This is a genomic window from Pseudaquabacterium terrae (assembly GCF_013266755.1).
Taxonomy (GTDB): Bacteria; Pseudomonadota; Gammaproteobacteria; order Burkholderiales; family Burkholderiaceae_C; genus Pseudaquabacterium; species Pseudaquabacterium terrae.
In genome coordinates this window covers 282,491-306,611 of the sequence record NZ_JABRWJ010000007.1, presented here as the reverse complement: position 1 = coordinate 306,611, position 24,121 = coordinate 282,491, and the positions used below count along the sequence as shown (strand labels likewise).

Sequence of the window (24,121 nt, the reverse complement as noted above, 5' to 3'; positions counted from 1 at the left end):
ATGCCGATCGGCCAACGGGCCAATACGGGCGATCAGACCCGCTTGCGGTATTCGTGTGTGCGGGTGTCGATTTCGATCTTGTCGCCTTGCGCGACGAAGATCGGCACGGGGATCTCGAAGCCGGTGGAGATCTTCGCGGGCTTCAGTACCTTGCCCGACGTGTCGCCCTTGACGGCCGGCTCGGTCCAGGTGATCTCGCGCACCAGCGAGGTCGGCAGTTCCACCGAGATCGCCTTGCCGTCGTAGAACACCACTTCGACCGGCATGCCGTCTTCGAGGTAGTTGATCGCGTCGCCCATGTTCTCGGCCTCGACCTCGAACTGGTTGTATTCGCTGTCCATGAAGACGTACATCGGATCGGCGAAGTACGTGTACGTGCAGTCCTTCTTGTCCAGCACGATCTGGTCCATCTTGTCGTCGGCCTTGAAGACGACTTCGGTGCCCGAATTGTTCAGCAGGCTCTTCAACTTCATGCGCACCGTCGCCGCATTGCGGCCGCCGCGCGAGTATTCGGTCTTGAGCACGACCCACGGGTCCTTGCCCTGCATGATCACGTTGCCGGCACGGATTTCTTGAGCAATCTTCATGGGTCAGCCCCCGGGTTCAGTCGATTAAAGCAAAGCCTTGGATTCTAGCGCCTCGATGCGGCGAAGCTGCTGAGCTGGGTCAGCAAGTCCTGCTGCGCGAGCAGGCCATCACGCCAGGCAGTGCACGCGCCGGACCAGCCCGCAGGCTCGGGCCAGCGCTCCGGCCAGGGCCCGAGACCGTTCCAGGCCCGGGTCAGCGCGCGCAGCGCATCACCGTCGGCGAAACCGCTCGCCGCGATGAAGCGGTCGATCCAGGCATCGAGCTTGGCGGCATGCGCTCCATCATGCTGGGGGTAGAGCTGCCAAAGACAAGGGCGACCGACCAGGTTGGCTTGCGTGAACGAGTCCTCGCCGCGCACGATGTTCAGGTCGGTGCTGGCAAGCAGCTCGTCGAACGTGGTCTGCGGCAGCCACGGCAGCGCGATCGGGCGCAGCGCACGCGGCAGCGTGATCGCCGACAAGGCCTGTTGCGCGGGTCCCGGCGCAGCGAGCAGCAGCGTCGGGGTTGCCGCCAGGTCCCGCAGCAGGCGCGGCAAGGCGGGGTTCTCGTAGCAGAAGAGGAGCGCGACGCGCTCTTCGGGACGGCGCGCCCAGCCTCGAGCGGCCAACCAGCCATCACGGTCGGCGACGCTGGCTGCCCGCAGCAGCCCCCCGGTGCGCGGCGAGAAGCCGGGGTAGAAGAACCATTTGTCGAGCCCGGCGCCCGGGCCGCTGAGCTGCGGCGAGCGCAGCCCGTGCGAGCGCTCGACGTAATCCTCCGCGCTCAGGTACTCGAGGTTGATCCACACCGGCGCCGGCCGGCGCGCGGCCATGCGCTCGACGAAGGGCGGCGGCGGGTCGCAGCCGAAGGCTTCGATCACCACGTCGCCGGGCTCGAGCGACGCATCCGGCATTGCGGCTGCACCCCATGGCAGCACGGTCACGCCGGGCGCACCGTCGGGCGCCATCCAGCGCAGCGGGGTCGCGTCGTCGAGCCACAGCCGCACCGTCTCACCGCGCGCGGCCAGCCCGCGCGCCAGCCGCCAGCAGACGCCGGCGTCGCCGAAGTTGTCGATCACGCGGCAGAACAGGTCCCACAACATCACCGGATTATCGAAGTGGCCTGCGCGGCAGAATGTCGGCGCGATGAGCATGAGCGCCGATCCCGCCGACCCCACCACCGACGACTCCACCGACGATGCCGCTGCCGAGGTCGGCGTCGATGTGGTGCGCGAAGCGCTGCTCGCCGAGGTCGCCGCGCTGCCGAGCCTGCCCGGCGTCTACCGCTACTTCGACAGCGGCGGCCAGGTGCTGTACGTCGGCAAGGCGCGCAACCTGAAGAAGCGCGTCTCGAGCTACTTTCAGAAGGACCACGGCGGCACGCGCATCGGCCACATGATCGGCCGCATCGCGCGCATGGAGACGACCGTCGTGCGCACCGAGGCCGAGGCCTTGCTGCTCGAGAACAACCTGATCAAGACGTTGAACCCGAAGTTCAACATCCTGTTCCGCGACGACAAGAGCTACCCGTACCTGAAGCTGGTGTCGCACGGCTTTCCGCGCGTGGCCTACTACCGCGGCGCGGTCGACCGCAAGCACACCTACTTCGGCCCGTACCCCGGCGCCTGGGCGGTGAAGGAAACGATCCTGCTGCTGCAGAAGGTCTTTCGCCTGCGCACCTGCGAGGACACGGTGTTCGCGAACCGCTCGCGGCCCTGCCTGCTGTACCAGATCCGGCGCTGCTCGGGCCCCTGCGTCGGGCTGATCTCGCCGGCGGACTATGCGCAGGACGTCGCGCATGCCGAGCGCTTTCTGCGCGGCGATGCCGAGCAGGTGATCGAGACGCTGCAGACGCAGATGATGGCCTACTCGGATGCGCTGGAGTTCGAGCGCGCGGCCGACGTGCGCAACCAGATCACCGCGCTGTCGCGCGTGCTGCACCAGCAGTCGGTGGAAGAGAGCAGCCTGTCGACCCGCGATCGTGATGTCGACGTGCTGGCGGTGCGCGTTCACGGCGGCCGCGCCTGCGTCAACCTGGCGATGGTGCGCGGCGGCCGCCACCTGGGCGATCGTGCGTACTTCCCGACGCACGTCGAGGAGGCCACCGCGCTGTCGGCCGACGAAGCCGACGAGCGCGCCGATCGTCCTTCGGTCGAGCAGCAGGTGCTCGAGGCTTTCATCGCGCAGCATTACCTCGGCATCGCGCCGCCGCCGGCCCTGGTGATGAGCCATGCGGTCGATGCCGCGCTGCTCGAGGCGCTGTCGGAGCAGACCGGCGTGCGCCTTCATGCGCAGCACCAGCCGCGCGAACAGCGCCGTGTCTGGCTCGAGATGGCCGAGAAGGGCGCCCAGATCGCGTTGGCGCGGTTGCTGGCCGAAGAAGGCTCGCAGCGCGAACGCACGCGCGCGCTGGTCGATGCGCTCGACCTCGTGGTGCCGGACCTCGATGCCTTCCGCATCGAGTGCTTCGACGTCAGCCACACCGCCGGCGAATCGACGCAGGCCTCGTGCGTCGTCTACCAGAACCACGGCATGCGCAACAACGAATACCGGCGCTACAACATCGAGGGCATCACCGGCGGCGACGACTACGCCGCGATGCGCCAGGTGCTGACGCGGCGCTATGCGAAGCTGGCCGAAGCGCTGAACGCGCCGGACGCCTCCGGCAGCGGCAGCGTCAAGGGCTTGCGCATGCCCGACCTGGTGCTGGTCGATGGCGGGCGCGGGCAGGTCGCGATGGCGCGCGAGGTGTTCACTGCGCTCGGGCTCGACCTGTCGCTGATCGTCGGTGTCGAGAAGGGTGAAGGCCGCAAGGTCGGCCTCGAGGAACTGGTGTTCGCCGACGGCCGCGACAAGGTCTACCTCGGCCACGACTCCGCGGCGCTGATGCTGGTGGCGCAGATCCGCGACGAGGCCCATCGATTCGCGATCACCGGCATGCGCGCGCGCCGCGCCAGCGTGCGCACCGGCGGCGGCAGATTGGAAGAAATTCCCGGAGTCGGGCCGAAAAAGCGTGCCCGGTTGTTGCAGCGCTTCGGCGGTGTCCGCGGCGTGACGGCCGCGAGCGTTGAAGACCTCGCGGGTGTCGACGGCATCTCGCATGACCTGGCGGAGACGATCTACCGTGCGCTTCATTGAACGACTGAAATCGAAACGCTGGCCGCATCGCGTGTCGGCCCTGCTGCTGGTCGGCGGATGTTCCAGCCCGACGCCGCCACCCCCAGCGCCGGCACGCCCGGCACCGCCACCGGCGGCCGCAGCACGGCCCGCGCCGACGCCGGCGCCTGCGCCCACCGCCATCAAGCCGGCACCACAGAAGCGCGCGCGCAACTGGGACGAATACCGCGTGATCGCCGCCCAGCGCATCGTCGCCGCATCACGCAGTGCCAGCTACGACGGCGTGCCGCCGGAACCGCTGCTGGCGATCCCCGTGCTGGAGATCGAGCTCAACGGTGACGGCAGCGTGCGCCGCGTCAGCGTGATGCGCCAGCCCAGCCAGGCGCGCGACACCGTGCAGCTGGCCATCGATGCGGTGCACCGCGCGGCGCCGTTCGCCGAGGTGTCGCACTTGCCGAAGCCCTGGAAGTTCACCGAAGTCTTCCTGTTCGCCGACGATCGCCGCTTCAAGCCGCGCAGCCTGGACTGACACGTCGAATCTGTCCGGCACAATGACCGGCATGTTCCTCACGCTGCCGACCTTGCTGACCTGGGCTCGCATCGTGGCGATCCCGTTGATCGTCGGCGTGTTCTATCTGCCGCTCGACACGCCGGTGCGCAACCTCACGGCGACCGTGATGTTCGTGCTGTTCGCGCTGACCGACTGGGCCGACGGCTGGCTCGCGCGCAAGCTGAACCAGACCTCGGCCTTCGGCGCCTTCCTCGATCCGGTGGCCGACAAGTTCCTGGTCTGCGCGTCGCTGCTGGTGCTGGTGCACCTGACGCGCGTCGATGTGTTCGTCGCGCTGGTCATCATCGGCCGCGAGATCGCGATCTCGGCGCTGCGCGAATGGATGGCGCAGATCGGCGCGTTGCGCAGCGTCGCCGTGCACATGCTCGGCAAGCTGAAGACGACGACGCAGATGGTCGCGATCCCGTTCCTGCTGTTCGATGGGGTGCTGTTCGGGCTGATCGACACGCGCTGGTGGGGCACGGTGCTGATCCTCATCGCCTGCGTGCTGACGATCTGGTCGATGATCTACTACCTGCGCAAGGCGCTGCCGGAGATCCGCGCACGCGCCCGTTGAGCCCGCGCAGCGGCGAGCAACGCTTTGTGAATGCCGCAGGTGCTGCGCATAGAATCCGCCCTCCGCGCTTGACACTGTCAGAGGGCGCCGCTGTAATCGACGAGACGCGGAACACCCGCGCAAGAGTCCTAAAGACGCAGCGGCCAGCATCAACGCCGAAGCCCGCGCCCAAGCCATCCGAACTCTTCGAGACATCATTGAGAGGGGGTACCTTCGTGAACAAGTCCGAGCTGATCGAGCACATCGCCACACAGGCCGATATTTCCAAGGCGGCGGCCACGCGCGCCTTGGAGGCCCTGATCGGGGGCGTCAAGACGACCCTGAAAAAGAATGGCAGCGTGTCGATCGTCGGTTTCGGTACCTTCGCCGTCAGCAAGCGCGCTGCGCGCAGCGGACGCAACCCGCGCACCGGCGCGGCGATCAAGATCAAGGCCGCCAAGGTGCCCAAGTTCCGCGCCGGCAAAGCCTTGAAGGACGCCGTCAACTGAGTGAGTCAGGTTCGAAGCGTTGGGTGCTTAGCTCAGTTGGTAGAGCGGCGCCCTTACAAGGCGTAGGTCGGCGGTTCGAGCCCGTCAGCACCCACCACCGCTAGAATCCGCCGCTCCCTCGTTCATCGAGGGGCGAGGCAAGCAACAAGAAGGCGAACCGCGGTTCGCCTTTTTCGCGTTCGGCGGCCGCTGCCGCAAACGAACGTCTCCCCGAGGCCGTCATGTTCGAATTCGTCCGTACGCATACCAAGCTGCTGCAACTGCTGCTGCTGATCCTGATCGTTCCGTCCTTCCTCGTCTTCGGCATTCAGGGCTACTCGAGCTTCACCGAGGACCGAAAGCAAACCGTCGCCAAGGTCGACGGCCAGCCGATCGCGCAGGCCGAATGGGATGCCGCGCACCAGCAGCAGGCCGAGCGCCTGCGCCGGCAGATGCCCAACCTCGACCCCAAGCTGCTCGACTCTGCCGCGATGCGATCGGAAACGCTGGAGCAACTGGTGCGCGAACGCGTGATGCTCGCCGCCGCGCACCGCCTGCACCTGGACGTATCCGATGACAAGGTCGTGCGCGAACTGCAGGCGCTGCCCGAGCTCGCACAGTTCAAGCGGCCCGACGGTAGCTTCGACGTCGCGACCTACAAGTCGATCCTGCAGGCGCAGGGCATGACACCGCAGATGTTCGAAGCCCGGCTCGCGCAGGATCTGAAGGCGCGCCAGGTGATGCGCGGCATCGCCGACTCGGTGCTGGCGCCGCCGGCCATCGTCGCCAGCGCGCTCGATCCGCTGCTGCAGCGGCGCGAGATTCGTTATGCGCGCTTCGACGTGAAGGACTACCTGCCCAAGGTCAATCCGGGCGATGCCGACATCGAGGCCTACTACAAGGGCCACGAGGCGCAGTTCCGCGCGCCCGAACGCGCGACGATCGAGTACGTCGTGCTCGATCTCGAGGTGCTGAAGAAGGGCATCACGGTCTCCGACGAGGAGTTGCGCAAGTACTACGGCGAGAACATCGCCCGCTACACCAGCGCCGAGGAGCGCCGCGCGCGCCACATCCTGATCAAGGCCGACAAGGACGCCGCCGGGGATGTCAAGCAGAAGGCCAAGGCGCGCGCCGAAGCCTTGCTGGCCGAGCTGCGCAAGGCGCCCGACAGCTTTGCCGACGTCGCACGCAAGCAGTCGGAGGATCCGGGCTCGGCGGCGCAGGGCGGTGACCTCGACTTCTTCGGCAAGGGCGCGATGACCAAGCCGTTCGAGGACGCGGTCTACGCGATGAAGGCCGGCGAGATCAGCAACGTCGTCGAGAGCGATTTCGGCTTCCACATCATCAAGCTCGAGGCGACACGGGGCGGCGCGAAGAAGCCGTTCGAAGAAGTGCGCGCAGCGATCGAGGACGAAGCGCGCAAGCAGGCGGCGCAGAAGAAGTGGGTCGACGCGGCCGAGCAGTTCACGAACACCGTGTACTCGGACTACGACAGCCTGAAGCCGGTGATCGACAAGCTGAAGCTCGAGAAGCGCAGCGCGACGGTGACCCGCACGCCGGCACCCGACGCGACCGGCGCGCTCGCATCGACCAAACTGCTGGAGGCGGTGTTCGCCACCGATGCGGTGCGCAACAAGCGCAACACCGACGCGGTCGAGGTTGGCCCGAACCAGCTCGCATCGGCGCGCATCGTCGAGCACCGCCCGGCGCACACGCAGCCGCTGGCCGAGGTCAAGGACCGCGTGCGCGCGCTGCTGCAGGCCGAGCAGGCGATGGCGCTCGCGCGCAAGGATGGCGAGGCGCGCCTGGCCCAACTCCGAAAGGACGGGGAGGCCGAGTTGCCATCGACCGGCACCGTGTCGCGCGCGCGGCCGGATGGCCTGGCGCGTCCGGCGCTCGATGCGGTGCTGCGAGCCGACGTGTCGAAGCTGCCGGCCTACGTTGGCACCGAGGTACCCGGCGAGGGTTTCGTCGTCGCACGCATCGAGAAGGTGCTCGAGCGCGAGAAGCTGCCGGAAGAGGGCACGCGACTGCAGGCGCAGTACGCGCAGGTCTGGTCGCAGGCCGAATCGCAGGCCTACTACCGCGCGCTGAAGACGCGACTGAAGGTCGAGGTCAAGCCGGCAGCGGCGCTCGAGGCGGCAGCATCGGCGGCCAGTCGTTGAAAGCCGGCCGCGCCGAGCCTGCGCCGCACGGCGCAGGCTATAATTCGCGGCTTCCGTGGTGGCTGTAGCTCAGTTGGTAGAGTCCCAGATTGTGATTCTGGTCGTCGTGGGTTCGAGTCCCATCAGCCACCCCAAGGATTGAGAGCGAAGCCGGGCACTGTCCCGGCTTCGTCGTTTCCGGGCCGCTCAGTTTGTGGGCTCACCTGGGGCCGGACTTCAGACGCGCGTGCCGAGCAGCGGCACGCGCACCTCGCAGACGATGCCGCGGCTGCTGCGCTCGCGCCAGCGCACTTCGCCGCCGAGCAGCTTCACGCGCTTGCGCACGCCGCCCAACCCGAGGCCGTGCGACCAGCGTTCGGGCTGGCGGCCGATGCCGTCGTCGCTGACGGTCAGCACCAGGCGGCCGCGGTCGTACTGCCCCGAGATCTCGACGCAGCTGGCCTGCGCGTGCGCGATGATGTTGTTGACCAGCTCGCGCAGCACGCGCGTCAGGCCCGACCACTGCACCACCGTCAGCGGGATGTCGCGATCGGCGCTGAACGACCACACCAGGTCGCAGTGCGTGACGTTCAGGCGCTGCGTGATGTCGGACTTCCACTCGGCCGCGGCATGCGACAGCTTGTGGCTCGATGCAGCCAGCCCGCGCGTCAGTGTCTTGAGGTCCTGCAGCGTATGGCGGATGTACTCCTCCATCTCCGGGTTCTGCGCCTTGTACATCAGCGTCAGCAGGCGCGCGCCGATGTCGTCGTGCAGGTCCTGCGCGATGCGCGCGCGCTCCTCGCTGCGGCCCTGTTCGACAGCGCGATCGAAGGCCACGGCGCGGCGCAGTTGTTCGAGCACGCGATCGGTCAGGCGCGCGTCCTCGCTGCTGAACAGGCGCCGGCCGCGCCGTGCATAACGCAGCACGATCGCGCCGCTGGCGGGCTGCTCGTCGTCCTCGGCCGCGCCCGGCAGCCGCGGCACCGGCACGACCATCGTCGAGCCGTCGGAAGCGACCCGCGTGCGAGAGACCGGGCGTGGCACGCGCGCGACCTCCAGCGGCTCGAACAGCTCGCGCAGCAGCCGCGCCAGCTGGTCTTCGGACTTGCGCGGGGTGGCCTCGATCTCGCGCGCGACGCGGTACAGACTCTCGAACATGCGCTCGGCGGTCAGCACGCCCGTGCCCATGAACTGGTTGACGAGCCATTGGCGTGCGCCGACATACAACCCGAGCGCGACGAACAGCGACAAGGTCACCGAGGCGAACTGGCCGAGCGCGAACACCGCGACGAACAACAAGTCGAGCGACGTGGCGACGGTGCTGATGCCGGCCAGCATCGCGAACTCGCGCATCACGTGCTGCGAGCGCGACATGAAGGGCACGAGCAGCAGCAGCGACGCGATGAACACGTACCAGGCCATCGAGCCGAAGGTCGCCACCGTGTGCTGGCCCTGCGATTCAGTGCTGACCAGTGCGACGGCGATGGTCAGCAGGATCAGGATGCCGCTGGCGGCGAGCCCAAGGCGGCGCACGACGATCGAGAACGGGTGCGGCTCGAGGCGATACGACCAGGTCAGCACGGCGACCGCCGCGAGCCCGTAGCCGATCAGCATGGCCTGGGTCAACCACCATTGCGCCGGCAGCGCCTGCCGCATCGCCAGCAGCGCGAACAGCAGCGCGCCACTCCATGCGGCGATCGCGAGCCAGCCGGCTCGCGGCAGCCGCGCGGGGTGCACCAGGCAGGCATGCAGGATCGCTGCCGCGGCGACCAGGTCGCACAGCGTGCGCAGATCGAGCGCCAGCTGACCGAAGCCCGGTGCAACGCCGAAGGCGGGCATCGATTCGACGGCGATCAGCACGAGGTTGGCGCTCTGGCTGACCGCGACCAGCGCATACAGCAGGTTCGCAACGCCCGGCGCCGCCAGTGCGACGACTGCAGCGATCAGGTACAACACCAGCGCCAGCGCGCACAGCAGCCAGAACAGCGCGCCCAACCCGGGAAAGCCGCGCGGCGCCGGCTTCAGCTCGACGATGCTGCGATCGTCGAACACGAATCGCAGCACCGGCTCGCGCAGGGCCTGGCCCACGTGGTCCTGCAGCGCAATCTGGCGCCCTCGTTCAACGTCACCGACGGTCCAGCGCGGCGACCGCTGCAGCAGGCTCGCGTCGACCTCGATGCGGCGGCCATCGCTGCGTTCCAGCGCCACCAGGCGCCGGCCGACCTTCTGCCGCAATGCCGGATCGCTGCTGCCGACCAGTTCGATGCCGTTGGGGCCGATGCTGCGCCACTGCGCATCGATGTGCGGCAGGACAGCCAACACGCGCAACAGCGCGAACACGCCGACGCTGCCGAGCAGCGCCAGCACGACCAGCACGCGCAGCCGCCAGCCCATCCAGCGTGCCATTGCCGAACTGCGCGAGAGGAAGGCCTGGTCGACCCAGCGCGAGTCGAGCTGCGAATCGTTGCGGGAATCGTGGCGCGAATCAGCGCCGGCATCGCCGCCGGGCTCGGCGACGGGATGGGAAGCGTCGGCCGTCATAACGGGCGACTTGAGCGGCAGCGAACCCGGGACAGGCCCGGGCCGGTCACACCAGGCCTTGCTTGGTCGCCAGCACGGCGGCTTCGGCGCGGCTGGAGACGTTGAGCTTCTTGTAGATCGACTTGATGTGGTCGTTGACGGTGAACCACTTGATGCCCATCAGGCTCGCGATCTCCTTGATCGTGAAGCCCTTGCTCAGGTAGGTCAGCACCTCGCTCTCGCGCGGCGTCAGGCGGTCGTGCTCGGGTGGCTTTTCGAGCGGCACCGGGCGGCTGACGGCCGCGTAGTCGAGCGGGGCGAAACCGGAATCCGGTGCCCGGCCGTCGGTGCCGCGAGATCCGCTGCGGAAGTGCGTCAACAGGCGGCGCGCGATCGCCGGCGACAAGGGCGGCTGGCCGCGCACGATCTTCTGCAGTTCCTCGACCAGCACCTCGAAGCGGTCTTCCTTCAGCAGGTAGCCGTCGGCACCGCACTGCAGCGCCGGGAAGAGGTGATCGTCGTCGGAATAGAGCGTGGTGACGACCTTGGTCGCGGGGTACTGCGTCAGCTCGGCGAGCAGCTCCATGCCGTTGCCGTCCGGCAGCTCGAGGTCGACGAGGATCAGCTTGAACGGATCGACGCCATGCAGGCCGCTCGGGCCGCCGGTCAGGCTGATCTGGGCACGCGCACTTTCGAGGTCGCCGGCTTCCGTGATGGTGATCGAGTCGCTGAAGCTCTCGCGCACGACTCGGCACAGGAAGCTGCGAGCGACCGGGTTGTCTTCGAGGATGAGGACCTTGACGGCCATGAGTTTTGTTCTCCCAGCCGAAATGCTAGCGCAGATACCCCCGCGCCGAACCCCTCCAAGGGGGGAGGTTTTGCGCTGCTGTCACCAACGCTTACGCATTGACGAGGACCACCTTGCCCTTGACCTCCCGGCCTGTCATGCGCGCATAGGCGCGATGCAGTTCGCTCATCGGCAATTGTTCGTCGATGACCGGCCGGACCTTGCCTTCGGCATACCAGGCCGCGAGCTGGGCCAGCGCAGCCGCATTCGCGCGCGGCTCGCGGCGCACGAAGTCGCCCCAGAACACACCGACGATGGACGCGCCTTTCAGCAGTGCGAGGTTGAACGGCAGCGCGGGGATGCCGCCGCCGGCGAAGCCGATCACCAGGTAGCGGCCGCGCCAGGCGATCGAGCGAAATGCCGGCTCCGCCAGATCACCGCCGACGGGGTCGTAGACGATGTCGGGGCCCTTGCCGTCGGTCAGCGCCTTCAGCGCGTCACGCACGTTCTCCTTGCTGTAGTTCAGCGTCGCGTCGGCACCGAGCTCCTTGCACAGCGCGCACTTCTCGTCCGTCGATGCGCCCGCGATCACGCGCGCGCCGGCCGCTTTCGCGATCTGCAGCGCCGCGGTGCCGACACCGCCGGCCGCGCCGAGCACGAGCACCGTTTCGCCGGCCTTCAGCATGCCGCGGTCGATCAGTGCGTGATGCGAGGTGCCGTAGGTGAAGGCGAAGGCCGCGGCATGCTCGAACGCGAAGCCGGGCGGCAGCGGCATCAGGCGGTCGGCGCCGACGATCGCGTGGGTGCCGAACCCGCCGGTGCTGCCCAGCGCGGCGACCCGATCGCCGGGCTTGAACTGCGTCACGCCGGCACCGACGGCTTCGACGACGCCGGCGTACTCCGACCCCGGCACGAAGGGCAGCGGCGGTTTGACCTGGTACTTGTTCTGGACGATCAGGATGTCCGGGAAGTTCAGGCTCGCGGCGCGCACCGCCAATCGCACCTCGCCGGGCCCCGGTTCGGGTGTCGGCAGGTCTTTCCATTGCAGCGCGTCGACGCCGATCGGGTTGTCGCAAATCCAGGCTTGCATCGCTCGTGTCTCCCGTGGGCCAGGTGGCCGGATCGAAGGTCCGCATGTTAGGCAGCGCCGCCGTTGCATCGCGTCGCAAGGGTGACGACTCCCTACAATCGCCGCATGCTCAGCCCCCAGCTCAGATGCGCATCCTGATCGCCAACGACGACGGCTACCTGGCCCCCGGCCTGGCAACGCTGGTCGAAGCGATGCAAGGGCTCGGCGAGATCACCGTGATCGCACCGGAGCAGAACGCCAGCGGCACGTCGAACGCGTTGACCTTGAACCGGCCGCTGTCGGTGTTCGAGGCGCAGGGCGGGACGCAGCGAGGTTTCCTGGTCGTCAACGGCACCCCGTCCGACTGCGTGCACGTGGCCTTGACCGGCGTGCTCCCGCAGCGCCCGGATCTCGTGCTCTCTGGCATCAACCAGGGCGCGAACATGGGCGACGACACGCTGTATTCGGGCACCGTGGCGGCAGCGATGGAAGGCTACCTGTTCGGCATCCCGGCGATCGCGTTCTCGCAGGTCGATAAGGGCTGGACGCATCTGGCGCAGGCTGGTCGCGTCGCACGTGCAGTGGTCGAACAGGTGCTCGCCGAGCCGCGGCCAGCGGCGCCGTGGCTGCTGAACGTCAACATCCCGAACCGCCCCGATGCCGAGCGGCTGCTGCGTCGCGTCACGCGGCTCGGCCGGCGCCATGCCAGCGAGCCGGTGGTCAGTCAGGTGAACCCGCGCGGCGAAAAGATCTACTGGATCGGCCCGGCCGGCGATGCACGCGAAGCCGGCGAGGGCACCGACTTCCACGCCACGGCGCAGGGCTGCGTGTCGATCACGCCGCTGCAGGTCGATCTGACCGAGCACGCGGCATTGGGCGCATGGCGCGATCGGCTCGGGTTCTCGGCATGAGCGGCAAGCGCCGCGGCTTTCCGCTCGAGCTCGAAAAGGTCGGCACGCCCGCCTCGCGTGCGCCCAGCGCGGCGCGCGAGCCGCTGCGGCCGCAGCGCCTGCTGCACCAGGCCGCGCTCGATGCATCACGCCTGGCCACGCCGAGCGGCCTCGGCCTGGACTCGGCGCATGTACGGCAGCGCATGATCGATCGCCTGCGCGCCGAAGGGCTGCGCGGCGAGGCGGTCTTCGATGCCATGGGGCGCGTGCCGCGCCATCACTTCGTCGACACCGCGCTCGCCAACCAGGCCTACGAGGACACCAGCCTGCCGATCGGGCACGGCCAGACGATCTCGAAGCCGTCGGTCGTCGCGCGCATGATCGGTTTGCTGTACGAAGGGACCAATGCGCGACGCGACGGGCACCTCGGCCGCACGCTCGAGATCGGCACCGGCTGCGGCTACCAGACCGCCCTGCTGGCCTGCATGGCGCGGCATGTGGTGTCGATCGAACGACTGCGGCCGCTGTTCGACAAGGCGCGCATCAATCTCGCGCCATGGCGGCTGGACCAGGTCCGCCTGGTGCACGGCGACGGCATGCTCGGTCACGCGCCGCGCGCACCGTACGACAGTCTGATCGCTGCTGCCGGCGGAGACGATCTGCCCGCGGCGTGGCTCGATCAGCTGGCGGTCGGCGGCCGACTCATCGCGCCGATGCAATCGGCCGGCGGCGGGCAGGTCCTGGTGGTGGTCGACCGCAGCGCCGCGGGCTGGACGCGCTCGCAACATGAGGGCGTTCACTTCGTACCTCTAAAATCCGGCGTCGTCTGACCTTGCTGCCGCTCGCGCGGCTGTGCGCCCAATGTTCGATCGATTGCCGTTGTTGTCCGTGCTGCTGGTGCTGCTGATGGCGGGCTGTGCATCGTCCCGGAACAAGGCCCCGGTCGAGGACCGCGTCGGGACGCCGCGCGTGGCCGCGGCCGCCTCGGCCCCGGCCGCTGTTGCATCGGCGGTGGCGGCAGACGCCAAGCCGCTGCCGAATGCCGAGAACGCCGGCAAGCCCGGCTACTACACCGTTCGCCCCGGTGACACTCTCATCCGCATCGGCCTCGAGAACGGGCAGAACTGGCGCGACGTGGCGCGCTGGAACGGCATCGAGAATGCCAACCTGATCGAGGTCGGCCAGGTGTTGCGGGTCCTGCCGCCGAGCGTCGATCCCAATGCCGTGGCTGCGCGCGGCGTTGCGGGCTCGCGCGTCGAGGCGCGCCCGCTCGATGCGAAGCTGCCGGCGACGGCCGCATCGGCCCCTGGCGCCGTGCCGGCAACACCCGGTGCAGCGCCGGCCGCTGCCGCATCCGGCCCCGCACCGACCCCGGCACCGCCGAAGGACCCCGAAGATGATCTGAACTGGCTGTGGCCGGCCGGCGGGCAGGTTGCGACACCGTTCGAAGAAGGGCGCAGCAAAGGCCTGGCGATCACCGGCAAGGCCGGCGACCCGGTGCTCGCCGCGGCCGACGGCCGGGTCGTCTACGCGGGCTCCGGATTGCGTGGTTACGGTAACCTCGTAATCGTCAAGCACAACAACACCTACCTCACCGCGTACGCGCACAATCAGACCCTGCTTGTGAAGGAGGATCAGGTGGTGCGCCGGGGCCAGCGAATCGCAGAAATGGGGTCGAGCGACGCCGAGCGCGTCCAGCTTCACTTCGAGATCCGCAAGCAAGGCAAGCCGATCGATCCGGCACGCTTGCTGCCGCCCAGGTAGAGGCCTGGCGCTCCGAACGGATGCAGCACCATGGCCAAGCGGCGCGACGCGCATGCAAACGGCCCGGAGGGTGCCGATGGCGCCGGGCCGCGCCCGCCGGCCAACGCCGATGACGGCGACGTGCCCGGCAACAATGGCATCGAGATCGCCGCGGGCGACGCCGATGTCGGCAACACCTTGCAGCTCTACCTGCGCGAGATCCGCCGCGCGCCGCTGTTCACGCCCGAAGAAGAGTTCCTGACGGCGACGCGCGCCCGGCAGGGCGACTTCGATGCGCGCCAGGCGATGATCGAGCGCAACCTGCGCCTCGTCGTCAGCATCGCCAAGAACTACCTCGGCCGCGGCCTGCCGATGCCGGACCTGATCGAGGAGGGCAACCTCGGCCTGATGCACGCGATCGCCAAGTTCGAGCCCGAGCGCGGCTTCCGCTTCTCGACCTATGCGTCGTGGTGGGTGCGCCAGAGCATCGAGCGCGCGATCATGCACCAGGCCCGGCTGGTGCGCCTGCCGGTGCACGTGGTGCGCGAGCTGAACCAGGTGATCAAGGCGCGGCGTGCGCTCGAGGCGCAGTCGTCGCTGCAAGCCGATGCCGCGCGTTCGGTGCGCACCGAGGACATCGCGCTGCGGCTCGGCCGCCCGGTCGCCGAAGTCGCTGCGCTGCTGAAGATGGCCGAGCATCCCGCATCGCTCGATGCGCCGCTCGAAGGCGATGCGGCCGAGTCGCTGCTCGACAGCGTCGTCGACGACCAGGCGATCGATCCGGTCGGCCTGATGCTCAGCCGCGAGGTCGAACAGCTGCTGGCGCACGGCCTTGCCGAACTGAATGACCGCGAACGCGAGGTCCTGGCCGGACGTTATGGGCTGCAGGACCGCGACCCCGAGACGCTGGAGATGTTGGCCGCGCGGCTGTCCTTGACGCGCGAACGCATACGCCAGATCCAGCAGGAGGCGCTGCTGAAGCTCAAGCGCCGGATGGCGCGCCAGGGCGTCGATCGCGACTCGCTGTTCTGAAGCGCGCGTGATTTCGCTGACCGCGATCGGTGGTCAGCGTTTGTCCCGAGATGTGGTGCGGCAGGGCCGGCGCTAGCATGCCCCGCACCCTTCTTCGGAGACGAATCGCCATGAGACTCGCTCACCTGTTGGCCGCCGTATCGCTCGCGATTGCCGCGTTGCCGCTTGCGGCGCAGACCCAGGGGGTCGCCAAGGGCGAAATCCTGATCGGTTCGATCCAGGACTTGTCGGGTCCGATCGCTGCGTTCGGCAAGCAGGCGCGGCTCGGCATGATGCTGCGCGTGGACGAAGTCAACGAGCAGGGCGGTGTGCACGGCCGCAAACTCAAGCTGCTGGTCGAGGACTCGGGTTATGACCCGAAGCGCGCGGTGCTCGCGGCGCAGAAGCTCGTCAACCAGGACAAGATCTTCGTGATGGCCGGCCACATCGGCACGGCGCAGAACAATGCTGCGATGCCGGTTCAGTTCGAGAAGAACGTCATCAACTTCATGCCGATCACTGCGGCACGCGAGATGTACGAGCCCTTCCACAAGCTCAAGTACTCGTTCGCCGTGACCTACTACGACCAGGTCCGCACCGCGCTGCCCAAGCTCATCAAGGACAAGGCCGCGAAGAAGGTCTGCACCCTGTACCAGGATGACGAGTTCGGGCTGGAAGTGCTGCGCGGCGCCGAAGCGGGGATGAAGGCCGCCGGCGGCGAGCTGGCAGAGCGCACGACCTACAAGCGCGGTGCCACCGACTTCTCGTCGCAGGTCGCCCGCATGAAGGCCGCCGGCTGCGAGGTCGTGGTGCTCGGCACGATCATCCGCGAGACCATCGGCACGATCGCAGAGTCGCGCAAGACCGGCTTCAACCCCACCTTCCTCGGCTCCAGCGCGACCTACACCGACCTGATCCACAAGCTCGGCGGCAAGGCGATGGATGGGCTGTACGCCACCCATGGCACGCAGCACCCGTACCTCGACGAAGCCTCGCAGCCGATCCGTTTCTGGGCCACGAAGTACAAGACCAAGTTCAACGAGGACCCGACGGTGTTCTCGGTCTACGGCTACAACATCATCGACACGTTCATCCGTGCGGCGCAGAAGGCGGGTCCGAACCTGAGCGTCGATGGATTCATCAAGTCGATGGACACGATGGTCGTGCCGCCGGACATCTTCGGCAGCCCGGAGATGACGTTCACGTCGACGAAGCGCCTGGGCAGCGACATGTCGCGCCTGTCGCAGATCCAGGAGGGACGCTGGAAGGTCGTTTCCGACTACGTGAAGCCTTGATGCCCGGGCCGGGATAATCCGGCCCCATGACAGCAAACGAGGAATGGCTGAAGGTCGAGTCGATCGACATCGAAGCCCAGGGCGTCGCCCGCAACAGCGAAGGCAAGGTCGTCTTCATCGAAGGCGCATTGCCCGGCGAGGAGGTCCAGGTTCAGGTCGGCCGGCGCAAGAACCAGTGGGAGCAGGGCACGCTGACGGCATTGCGCCGTGAGAGCCCGCTGCGCACGCGGCCCGGCTGCCCGCACTTCGGCCTGCATGCCGGCGCCTGCGGCGGCTGCAAGATGCAGCACCTCGAGCCTTCAGCGCAGGTGGCGATCAAGCAGCGGGCGCTCGAGGATGGGCTGCAGCACCTGTCGAAGGTGCGGCCCGAGCGCATGCTGCGTCCGATCGAAGGGCCCACCTGGGGCTACCGCTACCGAGCCCGACTGTCGGTGCGGCACGTCGCGAAGAAGGGCACGGTGCTGATCGGCTTTCACGAGCGCAAGTCGCGCTACGTCGCCGACATGTCGGTGTGCCCCGTGCTACCGGCCAAAGTGAGCGCCATGCTGCTGCCGCTACGCGCGCTGATCGGCGCGATGGACCAGCGCGACCGCTTGCCGCAGATCGAGCTCGCGGTCGGCGAGCGGGACGAGGGGCCGGTGATCGCATTGGTGCTGCGGCACCTCGAACCGTTGAGCGCCGGCGACCGCGATCGGCTGGCCGCGTTCGGTGCCGAACACGGCGTTCAGTGGTGGCTGCAGCCCAAGGGGCCGGACAGCGTGCATCGCCTCGACGACGCCGGCCCCGAGCTGGCCTACAGCTTGCCCGAGTACGGCTTGTTGATGCCCTTCAAGCCGACCGACTTCACGCAGGTCAACCACCACATCAACCGCGTGCTCGTGCACCGGTCGCTCGGCCTGCTCGATCTGCGACCCGACGAGCGCGTGATCGACTGGTTCTGCGGCCTCGGCAACTTCACGCTGCCGATCGCGACGCAGGTGCGCGAGGTGCTGGGCATCGAGGGCAGCGAGGCGCTGGTGCAGCGCTCGCGCGAAAACGCCGAGCGCAACGGGCTGGCGGCGCGCACGCGCTTCGAGGCGCGCAACCTGTTCGAGCTCAGCGCCGACGAACTGGTCGGCTACGGGCAGGCGGACAAGTGGCTGGTCGATCCGCCGCGCGAAGGTGCGTTCGCGCTGGCCAAGGCGCTGGCCGAGCTGCACGAGGCGCCGCGCGAGGGCTGGACGCCGCCGCGGCGCATCGTCTACGTCAGCTGCAACCCGGCGACGCTGGCGCGCGACGCGGGGCTGCTCGTCCACCAGGCCGGGTATCGCTGCAGTGCGGCGGGTGTCGTCAACATGTTTCCGCACACCGCTCACGTCGAGAGCATGGCGGTCTTCGATCGCGCATGAAAAAGGCCCCGCATGCGGGGCCTTTCGACATCGGGAGACTACGAAGCGTCAGTCACGCTCGCCGCCGAAGATCCCGAGGATGGCCAGCAGGCTCTGGAAGACGTTGTAGACGCTCAGGTAGATCGACAGCGTCGCGCTGATGTAGTTGTCCTCGCCGCCATCGATGACGCGCTTGACGTCATAGAGGATGAAGGCCGAGAAGATGCCCAGGCACAGGACCAGCAGCGTCAGCATCAGCGCGGACGACTGCAGGAACGCGTTGGCGATGAACGCGAAGAACAGGATCCACGCGCCGACGGTCAGGAACTTGCCCATCGTCGACAGGTCGCGCTTGATCACGGTCGCCAATGTGGCCATCGCGAAGAAGATCGCCGCGGTACCGCCGAAGGCCATCATGATCAGCGACGAGCCGTTCTTGAAGCCCAGCACCGACGCCAGAAGGCGCGCCAGCATCAGGCCCATGAAGAACGTGAAGCCGAGCAGCACGTAAACGCCGGTCGACGAGTGCTTGGTCTTCTCGATCGCGAACATGAAGCCGAAGGCGCCGGCCAGGAAGACCATCAGGCCGACCATCGGGCTCATCGCCGCGGCGAAGCCGGTGGTGACGCCGACCCAGGCGCCCAGCACCGTCGGCACCATCGAGACGGCGAGCAGCCAGTAAGTGTTGCGCAGGACGCGGTTGCGTTCCGCCGCCAGCGTGCCCGACCCGGCGAGGCCGAAGGGTTGCAGGCCTTGATCGTTCATGGAACCTCCAGTCAATGAATGACAGCAATGCGGTTATGGACACCGCGGCGGGATTCTAAGTTCCACCAAGACGCATCGTACGCCGATGCAGCCTCGCCGCGAAAGCGAAGGCGATTGGGGCAAACTGCGCGCCTCGCGAAACCTGGAGTTCCCCCGATGAAGACCAAGCCGCACCTGACCCTCGACGACGCGCGCGCGATCGCGCAGGCCGCTGAAGCCGAGGCGCGCAGCCACCAATGGGCGGTGACGATCGCCATCGTCGACGATGGCGGCCACCTGCTCTGGCTGCAGCGGCTCGATGGCGCTGCGCCGATCTCGGCGCAGATCGCGCCGGCCAAGGCGCGCACCGCCGCGATCGGCCGGCGCGAGAGCAAGGTCTACGAAGACATGATCAACCAGGGCCGTGTGTCGTTTCTCAGCGCACCGGCGCTCGAAGGCATGCTCGAAGGCGGCGTTCCGATCCTCGTCGAGGGCCAATGCGCCGGCGCTGTCGGCGTCAGCGGCGTGAAGTCGAACGAGGACGCGCAGATCGCCCGCGCGGGGATTGCGGCCATCGGTCTCTGACACTCGCTTGGGGTGTCGTGCGCGTGAGGGCAAACCCGAGGCGGCTATACTTCGAAGGTTTACCCGCCACCACCGCAGCCTAGCGAAACTCCTTCAGAAGTTTCCTCTTCCGGACTTCCGTTTCCGACGGTCCAAACGTCGGGGAGCTGAAGCTGGGCGTGCGCGACTTCCGGAGCTTTTGTGTTGCTGCCCCTGCTGCCTCCCGCTCTCCTCGTTCTCGCAGACGGCACGGTCTTTCATGGCACCTCGATCGGCACCGCCGGTCGCACGGTCGGCGAGGTGGTGTTCAACACCGCACTCACCGGCTACCAGGAAATCCTCACCGACCCGAGTTACTGCCGGCAGATCGTCACGCTGACGTATCCGCACATCGGCAACTACGGCGTCAACCACGAGGACGTCGAAGCCAAGAAGGTCCATGCCGCCGGCCTGATCATCAAGGACCTGCCGCCGCGCCTGTCGAACTTCCGCCAGGCGATGAGCCTGCCCCAGTACCTGCAGCGCGAGGGCACTGTCGCGATCAGCGGCATCGATACCCGGCGCCTGACGCGCGTGCTGCGCAGCGGCGGTGCGCAAAACGGGTGCATCGTGGCATTCGAAGTCGGCCACGTGATCTCTCAGACCGACATCGACGCGGCGATCGCCGCCGCGAAGGGCGCACCGAGCATGTCCGGCCTGGATCTCGCCAAGGTGGTCTCGGTGCGCGAGCCGTATGTCTGGGACCAGACCGAGTGGACGCTGGGCCAGGGCTACGGTCGGCTCGATGCTCCGCGCTTCCACGTCGTCGCGTTCGACTACGGCGTCAAGTACAACATCCTGCGCATGCTGGCCAGCCGCGGCTGCCGCGTCACGGTGCTACCGGCCCAGACGCCAGCGTCGGAAGCGCTGAAGTTGAAGCCGGACGGCATCTTCCTCAGCAACGGGCCGGGCGACCCCGAGCCGTGCAACTACGCGATCGAAGCGACCCGCACGCTGATCGACGCCGGCATCCCCACCTTCGGCATCTGCCTCGGCCACCAGATCATGGCGCTGGCGTCCGGAGCCAAGACCTTCAAGATGAAGTTCGGCCACCACGGCGCGAACCATCCGGTGAAGGACCTCGACTCCGGCCGCGTCTCGATCACCAGCCAGAACCATGGCTTCGCGGTCGACGAGAGGTCGCTGCCTTCGACGCTGCGGCCGACGCACATCAGCCTCTTCGACGGCACCTTGCAGGGCCTGGCCCGCACCGACCGCCCCGCCTTCTGCTTCCAGGGCCACCCGGAGGCCTCCCCCGGACCGCATGACATCGCCTATCTCTTCGACCGTTTCGTGGCGCTGATGGAGACCCAGAATGCCTAAGCGCCAAGACCTGCAAAGCATCCTGATCATCGGTGCCGGCCCGATCATCATCGGCCAGGCCTGCGAGTTCGATTACTCCGGCGCACAAGCCTGCAAGGCGCTGCGGCAGGAGGGCTACCGCGTCATCCTCGTCAACAGCAATCCGGCGACGATCATGACCGACCCGGAGATGGCCGACGTCACCTACATCGAGCCGATCTCGTGGCAGGTGGTCGAGAAGATCATCGCCAAGGAGCGCCGCGCGCGCCCCGACGAGAAGATGGCGATCCTGCCGACGATGGGCGGGCAGACGGCGCTGAACTGCGCGCTCGACCTGCACAAGCACGGCGTGCTGGCGAAGTACGACGTCGAGATGATCGGCGCCAACGAGAAGGCGATCGAGAAGGCCGAGGATCGCCTGAAGTTCAAGGACGCGATGACCTCGATCGGCCTCGATTCGGCCAAGAGCGGCATCGCGCATTCGCTGGAAGAGGCCTGGGGCGTGCAGAAACGCATCCAGGCCGACCTCGGCGGCGCCGAGGCGCACTCGGGTTTCCCGATGGTCATCCGCCCGAGCTTCACGCTCGGCGGCACCGGTGGCGGCATCGCCTACAACCCGGAGGAGTTCGAGGAGATCTGCAAGCGCGGCCTCGACCTGTCGCCGACCAACGAGCTGCTGATCGAAGAGTCGCTGATCGGCTGGAAGGAGTACGAGATGGAAGTGGTCCGCGACAAGGCGGACAACTGCATCATCGTCTGCGCGATCGAGAACCTCGACCCGATGGGCATCCACACCGGCGACTCGATCACCGTCGCGCCGGCGCAGACGCTGACCGACAAGGAATACCAGCTGCTGCGCAATGCGTCGATCGCCATCCTGCGCGAGATCGGCGTCGACACCGGCGGCTCGAACGTGCAGTTCTCGATCAACCCCGACAACGGCCGGATGATCGTCATCGAGATGAATCCGCGCGTCTCGCGCTCGTCGGCGCTGGCGTCGAAGGCGACCGGCTTTCCGATCGCCAAGATCGCCGCCAAGCTGGCGGTCGGCTACACGCTCGACGAGCTGCGCAACGACATCACCGGCGGCGCGACGCCGGCGAGCTTCGAGCCCAGCATCGACTACGTCGTCACGAAGATCCCGCGCTTCGCGTTCGAGAAGTTCCGTGAGGCCGATCCGCGCCTGACGACGCAGATGAAGTCGGTCGGCGAGGTGATGGCCATCGGCCGCACCTTCCAGGAGAGTTTCCAGAAGGCGTTGCGTGGCCTCGAGACCGGCATCGATGGTCTGAGCGAGCGCGAAAGCGACCGCGAGGAAATCATCGACGCCATCGGCAACGCCGGGCCCGAGCGGATCCTGTACGTCGGCGATGCCTTCCGTGTCGGCATGACGCTGGAAGAGATCTTCGACGAAACGCGGATCGACCCGTGGTTCCTGGCGCAGATCGAAGAGATCGTCGCCACCGAGAAGCAGCTGCAGGGCCGCACGCTCGCCAGCCTGTCGGCGGCCGAGCTGCGCTTCCTGAAGCAGAAGGGCTTCTCGGACAAGCGCCTGGCGAAGCTGCTGGGCACCAACCAGCACGAGGTGCGCAGCGCGCGCCATGCCGCCGGCGTGCGCCCGGTCTACAAGCGTGTCGATACCTGCGCCGCCGAGTTCGGGACGCAGACCGCCTACATGTACTCGACCTACGACGAGGAATGCGAGGCCGCGCCGACCGACCGCCGCAAGATCATGGTGCTGGGCGGCGGCCCGAACCGGATCGGGCAGGGCATCGAGTTCGACTATTGCTGCGTGCACGCCGCGCTGGCGATGCGCGAGGACGGCTACGAGACCATCATGGTCAACTGCAATCCGGAGACCGTGTCGACCGACTACGACACCTCGGATCGCCTGTACTTCGAGCCGGTGACGCTCGAGGACGTGCTCGAGATCGTCGACAAGGAAAAGCCCGTCGGCGTGATCGTGCAGTACGGCGGCCAGACGCCGCTGAAGCTGGCGCTCGACCTCGAGAAGGCCGGCGTGCCGATCATCGGCACGTCGCCCGATTCGATCGACATCGCCGAGGACCGCGAGCGCTTCCAGAAGCTGCTGCACCAGCTGGGCCTGAAGCAGCCGCCGAATCGCACCGCGCGCACCGAGGACCAGGCGCTGGCGCTGGCGCACGAGATCGGCTACCCGCTGGTCGTGCGGCCGAGCTACGTGCTCGGCGGCCGGGCGATGGAGATCGTGCACGGCGACCGCGACCTCGAGCGCTACATGCGCGAGGCGGTCAAGGTCAGCGAGAAGTCGCCCGTGCTGCTCGACCGCTTCCTCGACGACGCGATCGAGGTCGACGTCGACTGCATCAGCGACGGCAGCGACGTGATGATCGGCGGCATCATGGAGCACATCGAGCAGGCGGGAGTGCACTCCGGCGACTCGGCGTGTTCGTTGCCGCCGTACTCGCTGCCTGCCAAGCTGCAGGACGAGCTGCGCCGCCAGACGACGCTGATGGCCAAGGCGCTGAAGGTGATCGGCCTGATGAACGTGCAGTTCGCGATCCAGGGCGCGGTCGATGGCGTCTTCGAGGGCGATGGCGAACAGGCCGTGGTCTATGTGCTGGAGGTCAACCCGCGCGCGTCGCGCACCGTGCCGTACGTCTCGAAGGCCACCGGCCAGCCGCTGGCCAAGATCGCCGCGCGCTGCATGGCCGGACAGAAGCTCGCCGATCAGAAGGGCGTCGGCGGCAAGCCGCCGCACGAGGTGATCCCGCCGTACTTCAGCATCAAGGAAGCGGTGTTCCCGTTCAACAAGTTCCCCGGCGTCGATCCGATCCTCGGCCCCGAGATGCGCTCGACCGGCGAAGTGATGGGTGCGAGCCGCAGCTTCGGCGAGGCCATGCTGAAGAGCCAGCTCGGCGCCGGCTCGCGGCTGCCGGCCAAGGGCACCGTCGTGATCACCGTGAAGAACAACGACAAGGTGCGTGCGGTGAAGGTGGCTGCCGATCTGGTGGCGCTGGGGTTCAGCGTCGTCGCGACCAAGGGCACCGCGGCGGCGATCAGTGCTGCCGGCATCCCGGTGCGCGCCGTCAACAAGGTCAAGGACGGCCGGCCGCACATCGCCGACATGATCAAGGCGGGCGAGATCCAGCTCGTCTTCACGACGGTCGACGAGACGCGCACGGCGATCGCCGATTCGCGCTACATCCGCACCGCGGCGCTGGCCCATCGCGTGACCTACTACACGACGATGGCCGGCTGCGAGGCCGCCACCGAGGCGCTGAAGCACCGCGATGACCTGAGCGTGCTGTCGCTGCAGGAACTGCACGCCGAACTGCACTAAACTCCCCGCCACACAACCCCGCCGCTGGCGTTGCCCCTCGAGGGCCC

At 67.7% G+C, this 24,121-nt stretch carries 20 protein-coding genes and 2 tRNA genes; 16 read left to right on the top strand and 6 right to left on the bottom strand.

Annotated elements, in window-relative coordinates; all coding sequences use genetic code 11:
* Window positions 1-32: 32 nt before the first annotated feature.
* Both efp and earP read right to left on the bottom strand, forming a co-directional pair.
* Complete coding sequence (gene efp, locus HLB44_RS23490; protein WP_173127939.1) at window positions 33-587, bottom strand: elongation factor P; 555 nt, start codon at window positions 585-587, stop codon at window positions 33-35.
* Between the two features lie 44 nt (window positions 588-631).
* Window positions 632-1,720 carry an elongation factor P maturation arginine rhamnosyltransferase EarP gene (gene earP / locus HLB44_RS23485; RefSeq protein WP_246312420.1) on the bottom strand — a complete coding sequence of 363 codons (1,089 nt, stop codon included), beginning with the start codon at window positions 1,718-1,720 and terminating at the stop codon, window positions 632-634.
* Between earP and uvrC the strand changes: the two genes are divergently transcribed.
* The 7 genes from uvrC to HLB44_RS23450 all read left to right on the top strand — a co-directional run bounded on the left by uvrC (window position 1,719) and on the right by HLB44_RS23450 (window position 7,576).
* Entirely contained in the window at window positions 1,719-3,704 is a 1,986-nt protein-coding gene (uvrC, locus tag HLB44_RS23480) for an excinuclease ABC subunit UvrC (protein WP_173127936.1), read from the top strand. The two genes, earP and uvrC, sit on opposite strands and share 2 nt — an antisense overlap.
* Before the next feature lie 31 nt (window positions 3,705-3,735).
* A complete protein-coding gene (locus HLB44_RS23475) occupies window positions 3,736-4,212 on the top strand; it encodes a hypothetical protein (protein WP_343051502.1) in 477 nt (158 codons plus the stop codon).
* A gap of 31 nt (window positions 4,213-4,243) precedes the next feature.
* Window positions 4,244-4,810 carry a CDP-diacylglycerol--glycerol-3-phosphate 3-phosphatidyltransferase gene (gene pgsA, locus HLB44_RS23470; RefSeq protein ID WP_173127933.1) on the top strand — a complete coding sequence of 189 codons (567 nt, stop codon included), beginning with the start codon at window positions 4,244-4,246 and terminating at the stop codon, window positions 4,808-4,810.
* A gap of 215 nt (window positions 4,811-5,025) precedes the next feature.
* Window positions 5,026-5,298 (top strand): HU family DNA-binding protein, encoded by a 273-nt coding sequence (locus HLB44_RS23465; RefSeq protein ID WP_173127931.1) that lies wholly within the window; start codon window positions 5,026-5,028, stop codon window positions 5,296-5,298.
* Window positions 5,299-5,319: 21 nt separating this feature from the next.
* Window positions 5,320-5,395 (top strand) — tRNA-Val (locus HLB44_RS23460).
* Between the two features lie 124 nt (window positions 5,396-5,519).
* Window positions 5,520-7,442 carry a SurA N-terminal domain-containing protein gene (locus HLB44_RS23455; RefSeq protein ID WP_173127928.1) on the top strand — a complete coding sequence of 641 codons (1,923 nt, stop codon included), beginning with the start codon at window positions 5,520-5,522 and terminating at the stop codon, window positions 7,440-7,442.
* Window positions 7,443-7,500: 58 nt separating this feature from the next.
* Window positions 7,501-7,576 (top strand) — tRNA-His (locus HLB44_RS23450).
* An 82-nt stretch (window positions 7,577-7,658) separates the two neighbouring features.
* On the opposite strand, the gene HLB44_RS23445 is transcribed toward HLB44_RS23450, so the two are convergent.
* From HLB44_RS23445 to HLB44_RS23435, 3 genes are all read right to left on the bottom strand, one after another.
* Window positions 7,659-9,962, bottom strand: coding sequence for an ATP-binding protein (locus tag HLB44_RS23445; RefSeq protein WP_173127926.1), 2,304 nt, complete (start codon window positions 9,960-9,962; stop codon window positions 7,659-7,661).
* A gap of 46 nt (window positions 9,963-10,008) precedes the next feature.
* Complete coding sequence (locus tag HLB44_RS23440; protein WP_173127923.1) at window positions 10,009-10,749, bottom strand: LuxR C-terminal-related transcriptional regulator; 741 nt, start codon at window positions 10,747-10,749, stop codon at window positions 10,009-10,011.
* Between the two features lie 91 nt (window positions 10,750-10,840).
* The gene (locus HLB44_RS23435; RefSeq protein ID WP_173127920.1) at window positions 10,841-11,818 is read right to left on the bottom strand and encodes an NADPH:quinone oxidoreductase family protein; all 978 of its coding nucleotides are present in this window, start codon (window positions 11,816-11,818) and stop codon (window positions 10,841-10,843) included.
* 125 nt (window positions 11,819-11,943) lie between these two features.
* On the opposite strand from HLB44_RS23435, the gene surE reads away from it, so the two are divergent.
* The 6 genes from surE (at window position 11,944) to rlmD (ending at window position 18,124) form a co-directional block, all read left to right on the top strand.
* A complete protein-coding gene (surE, locus tag HLB44_RS23430; RefSeq protein WP_173128608.1) occupies window positions 11,944-12,708 on the top strand; it encodes a 5'/3'-nucleotidase SurE in 765 nt (254 codons plus the stop codon).
* Window positions 12,705-13,517, top strand: a complete 813-nt coding sequence (locus HLB44_RS23425; protein ID WP_173127917.1) for a protein-L-isoaspartate(D-aspartate) O-methyltransferase — start codon at window positions 12,705-12,707, stop codon at window positions 13,515-13,517. The genes surE and HLB44_RS23425 overlap by 4 nt, the downstream gene beginning before the upstream one ends.
* Before the next feature lie 31 nt (window positions 13,518-13,548).
* Window positions 13,549-14,451, top strand: coding sequence for a peptidoglycan DD-metalloendopeptidase family protein (locus tag HLB44_RS23420; RefSeq protein WP_173127914.1), 903 nt, complete (start codon window positions 13,549-13,551; stop codon window positions 14,449-14,451).
* Window positions 14,452-14,481: 30 nt separating this feature from the next.
* Window positions 14,482-15,462: an RNA polymerase sigma factor RpoS gene (gene rpoS / locus HLB44_RS23415; RefSeq protein WP_173127911.1), complete on the top strand. Its 981-nt coding sequence runs from the start codon at window positions 14,482-14,484 to the stop codon at window positions 15,460-15,462.
* Window positions 15,463-15,572: 110 nt separating this feature from the next.
* On the top strand, window positions 15,573-16,736 hold the full coding sequence (locus tag HLB44_RS23410) for an ABC transporter substrate-binding protein (RefSeq protein ID WP_173127908.1): 1,164 nt from the start codon (window positions 15,573-15,575) through the stop codon (window positions 16,734-16,736).
* A 26-nt stretch (window positions 16,737-16,762) separates the two neighbouring features.
* Window positions 16,763-18,124, top strand: a complete 1,362-nt coding sequence (gene rlmD / locus HLB44_RS23405; RefSeq protein WP_173127905.1) for a 23S rRNA (uracil(1939)-C(5))-methyltransferase RlmD — start codon at window positions 16,763-16,765, stop codon at window positions 18,122-18,124.
* A 48-nt stretch (window positions 18,125-18,172) separates the two neighbouring features.
* Here the strand turns inward: rlmD and HLB44_RS23400 are convergent, their stop codons facing one another.
* Window positions 18,173-18,868, bottom strand: coding sequence for a Bax inhibitor-1/YccA family protein (locus HLB44_RS23400; protein WP_173127887.1), 696 nt, complete (start codon window positions 18,866-18,868; stop codon window positions 18,173-18,175).
* A 156-nt stretch (window positions 18,869-19,024) separates the two neighbouring features.
* On the opposite strand from HLB44_RS23400, the gene HLB44_RS23395 reads away from it, so the two are divergent.
* The 3 genes from HLB44_RS23395 (at window position 19,025) to carB (ending at window position 24,074) form a co-directional block, all read left to right on the top strand.
* Entirely contained in the window at window positions 19,025-19,432 is a 408-nt protein-coding gene (locus HLB44_RS23395; RefSeq protein WP_173127884.1) for a GlcG/HbpS family heme-binding protein, read from the top strand.
* 183 nt (window positions 19,433-19,615) lie between these two features.
* Window positions 19,616-20,773 carry a glutamine-hydrolyzing carbamoyl-phosphate synthase small subunit gene (carA, locus tag HLB44_RS23390; RefSeq protein WP_173127881.1) on the top strand — a complete coding sequence of 386 codons (1,158 nt, stop codon included), beginning with the start codon at window positions 19,616-19,618 and terminating at the stop codon, window positions 20,771-20,773.
* Window positions 20,766-24,074: a carbamoyl-phosphate synthase large subunit gene (carB, locus tag HLB44_RS23385; RefSeq protein ID WP_173127878.1), complete on the top strand. Its 3,309-nt coding sequence runs from the start codon at window positions 20,766-20,768 to the stop codon at window positions 24,072-24,074. The genes carA and carB overlap by 8 nt, the downstream gene beginning before the upstream one ends.
* The last annotated feature ends 47 nt before the right edge of the window (window positions 24,075-24,121 follow it).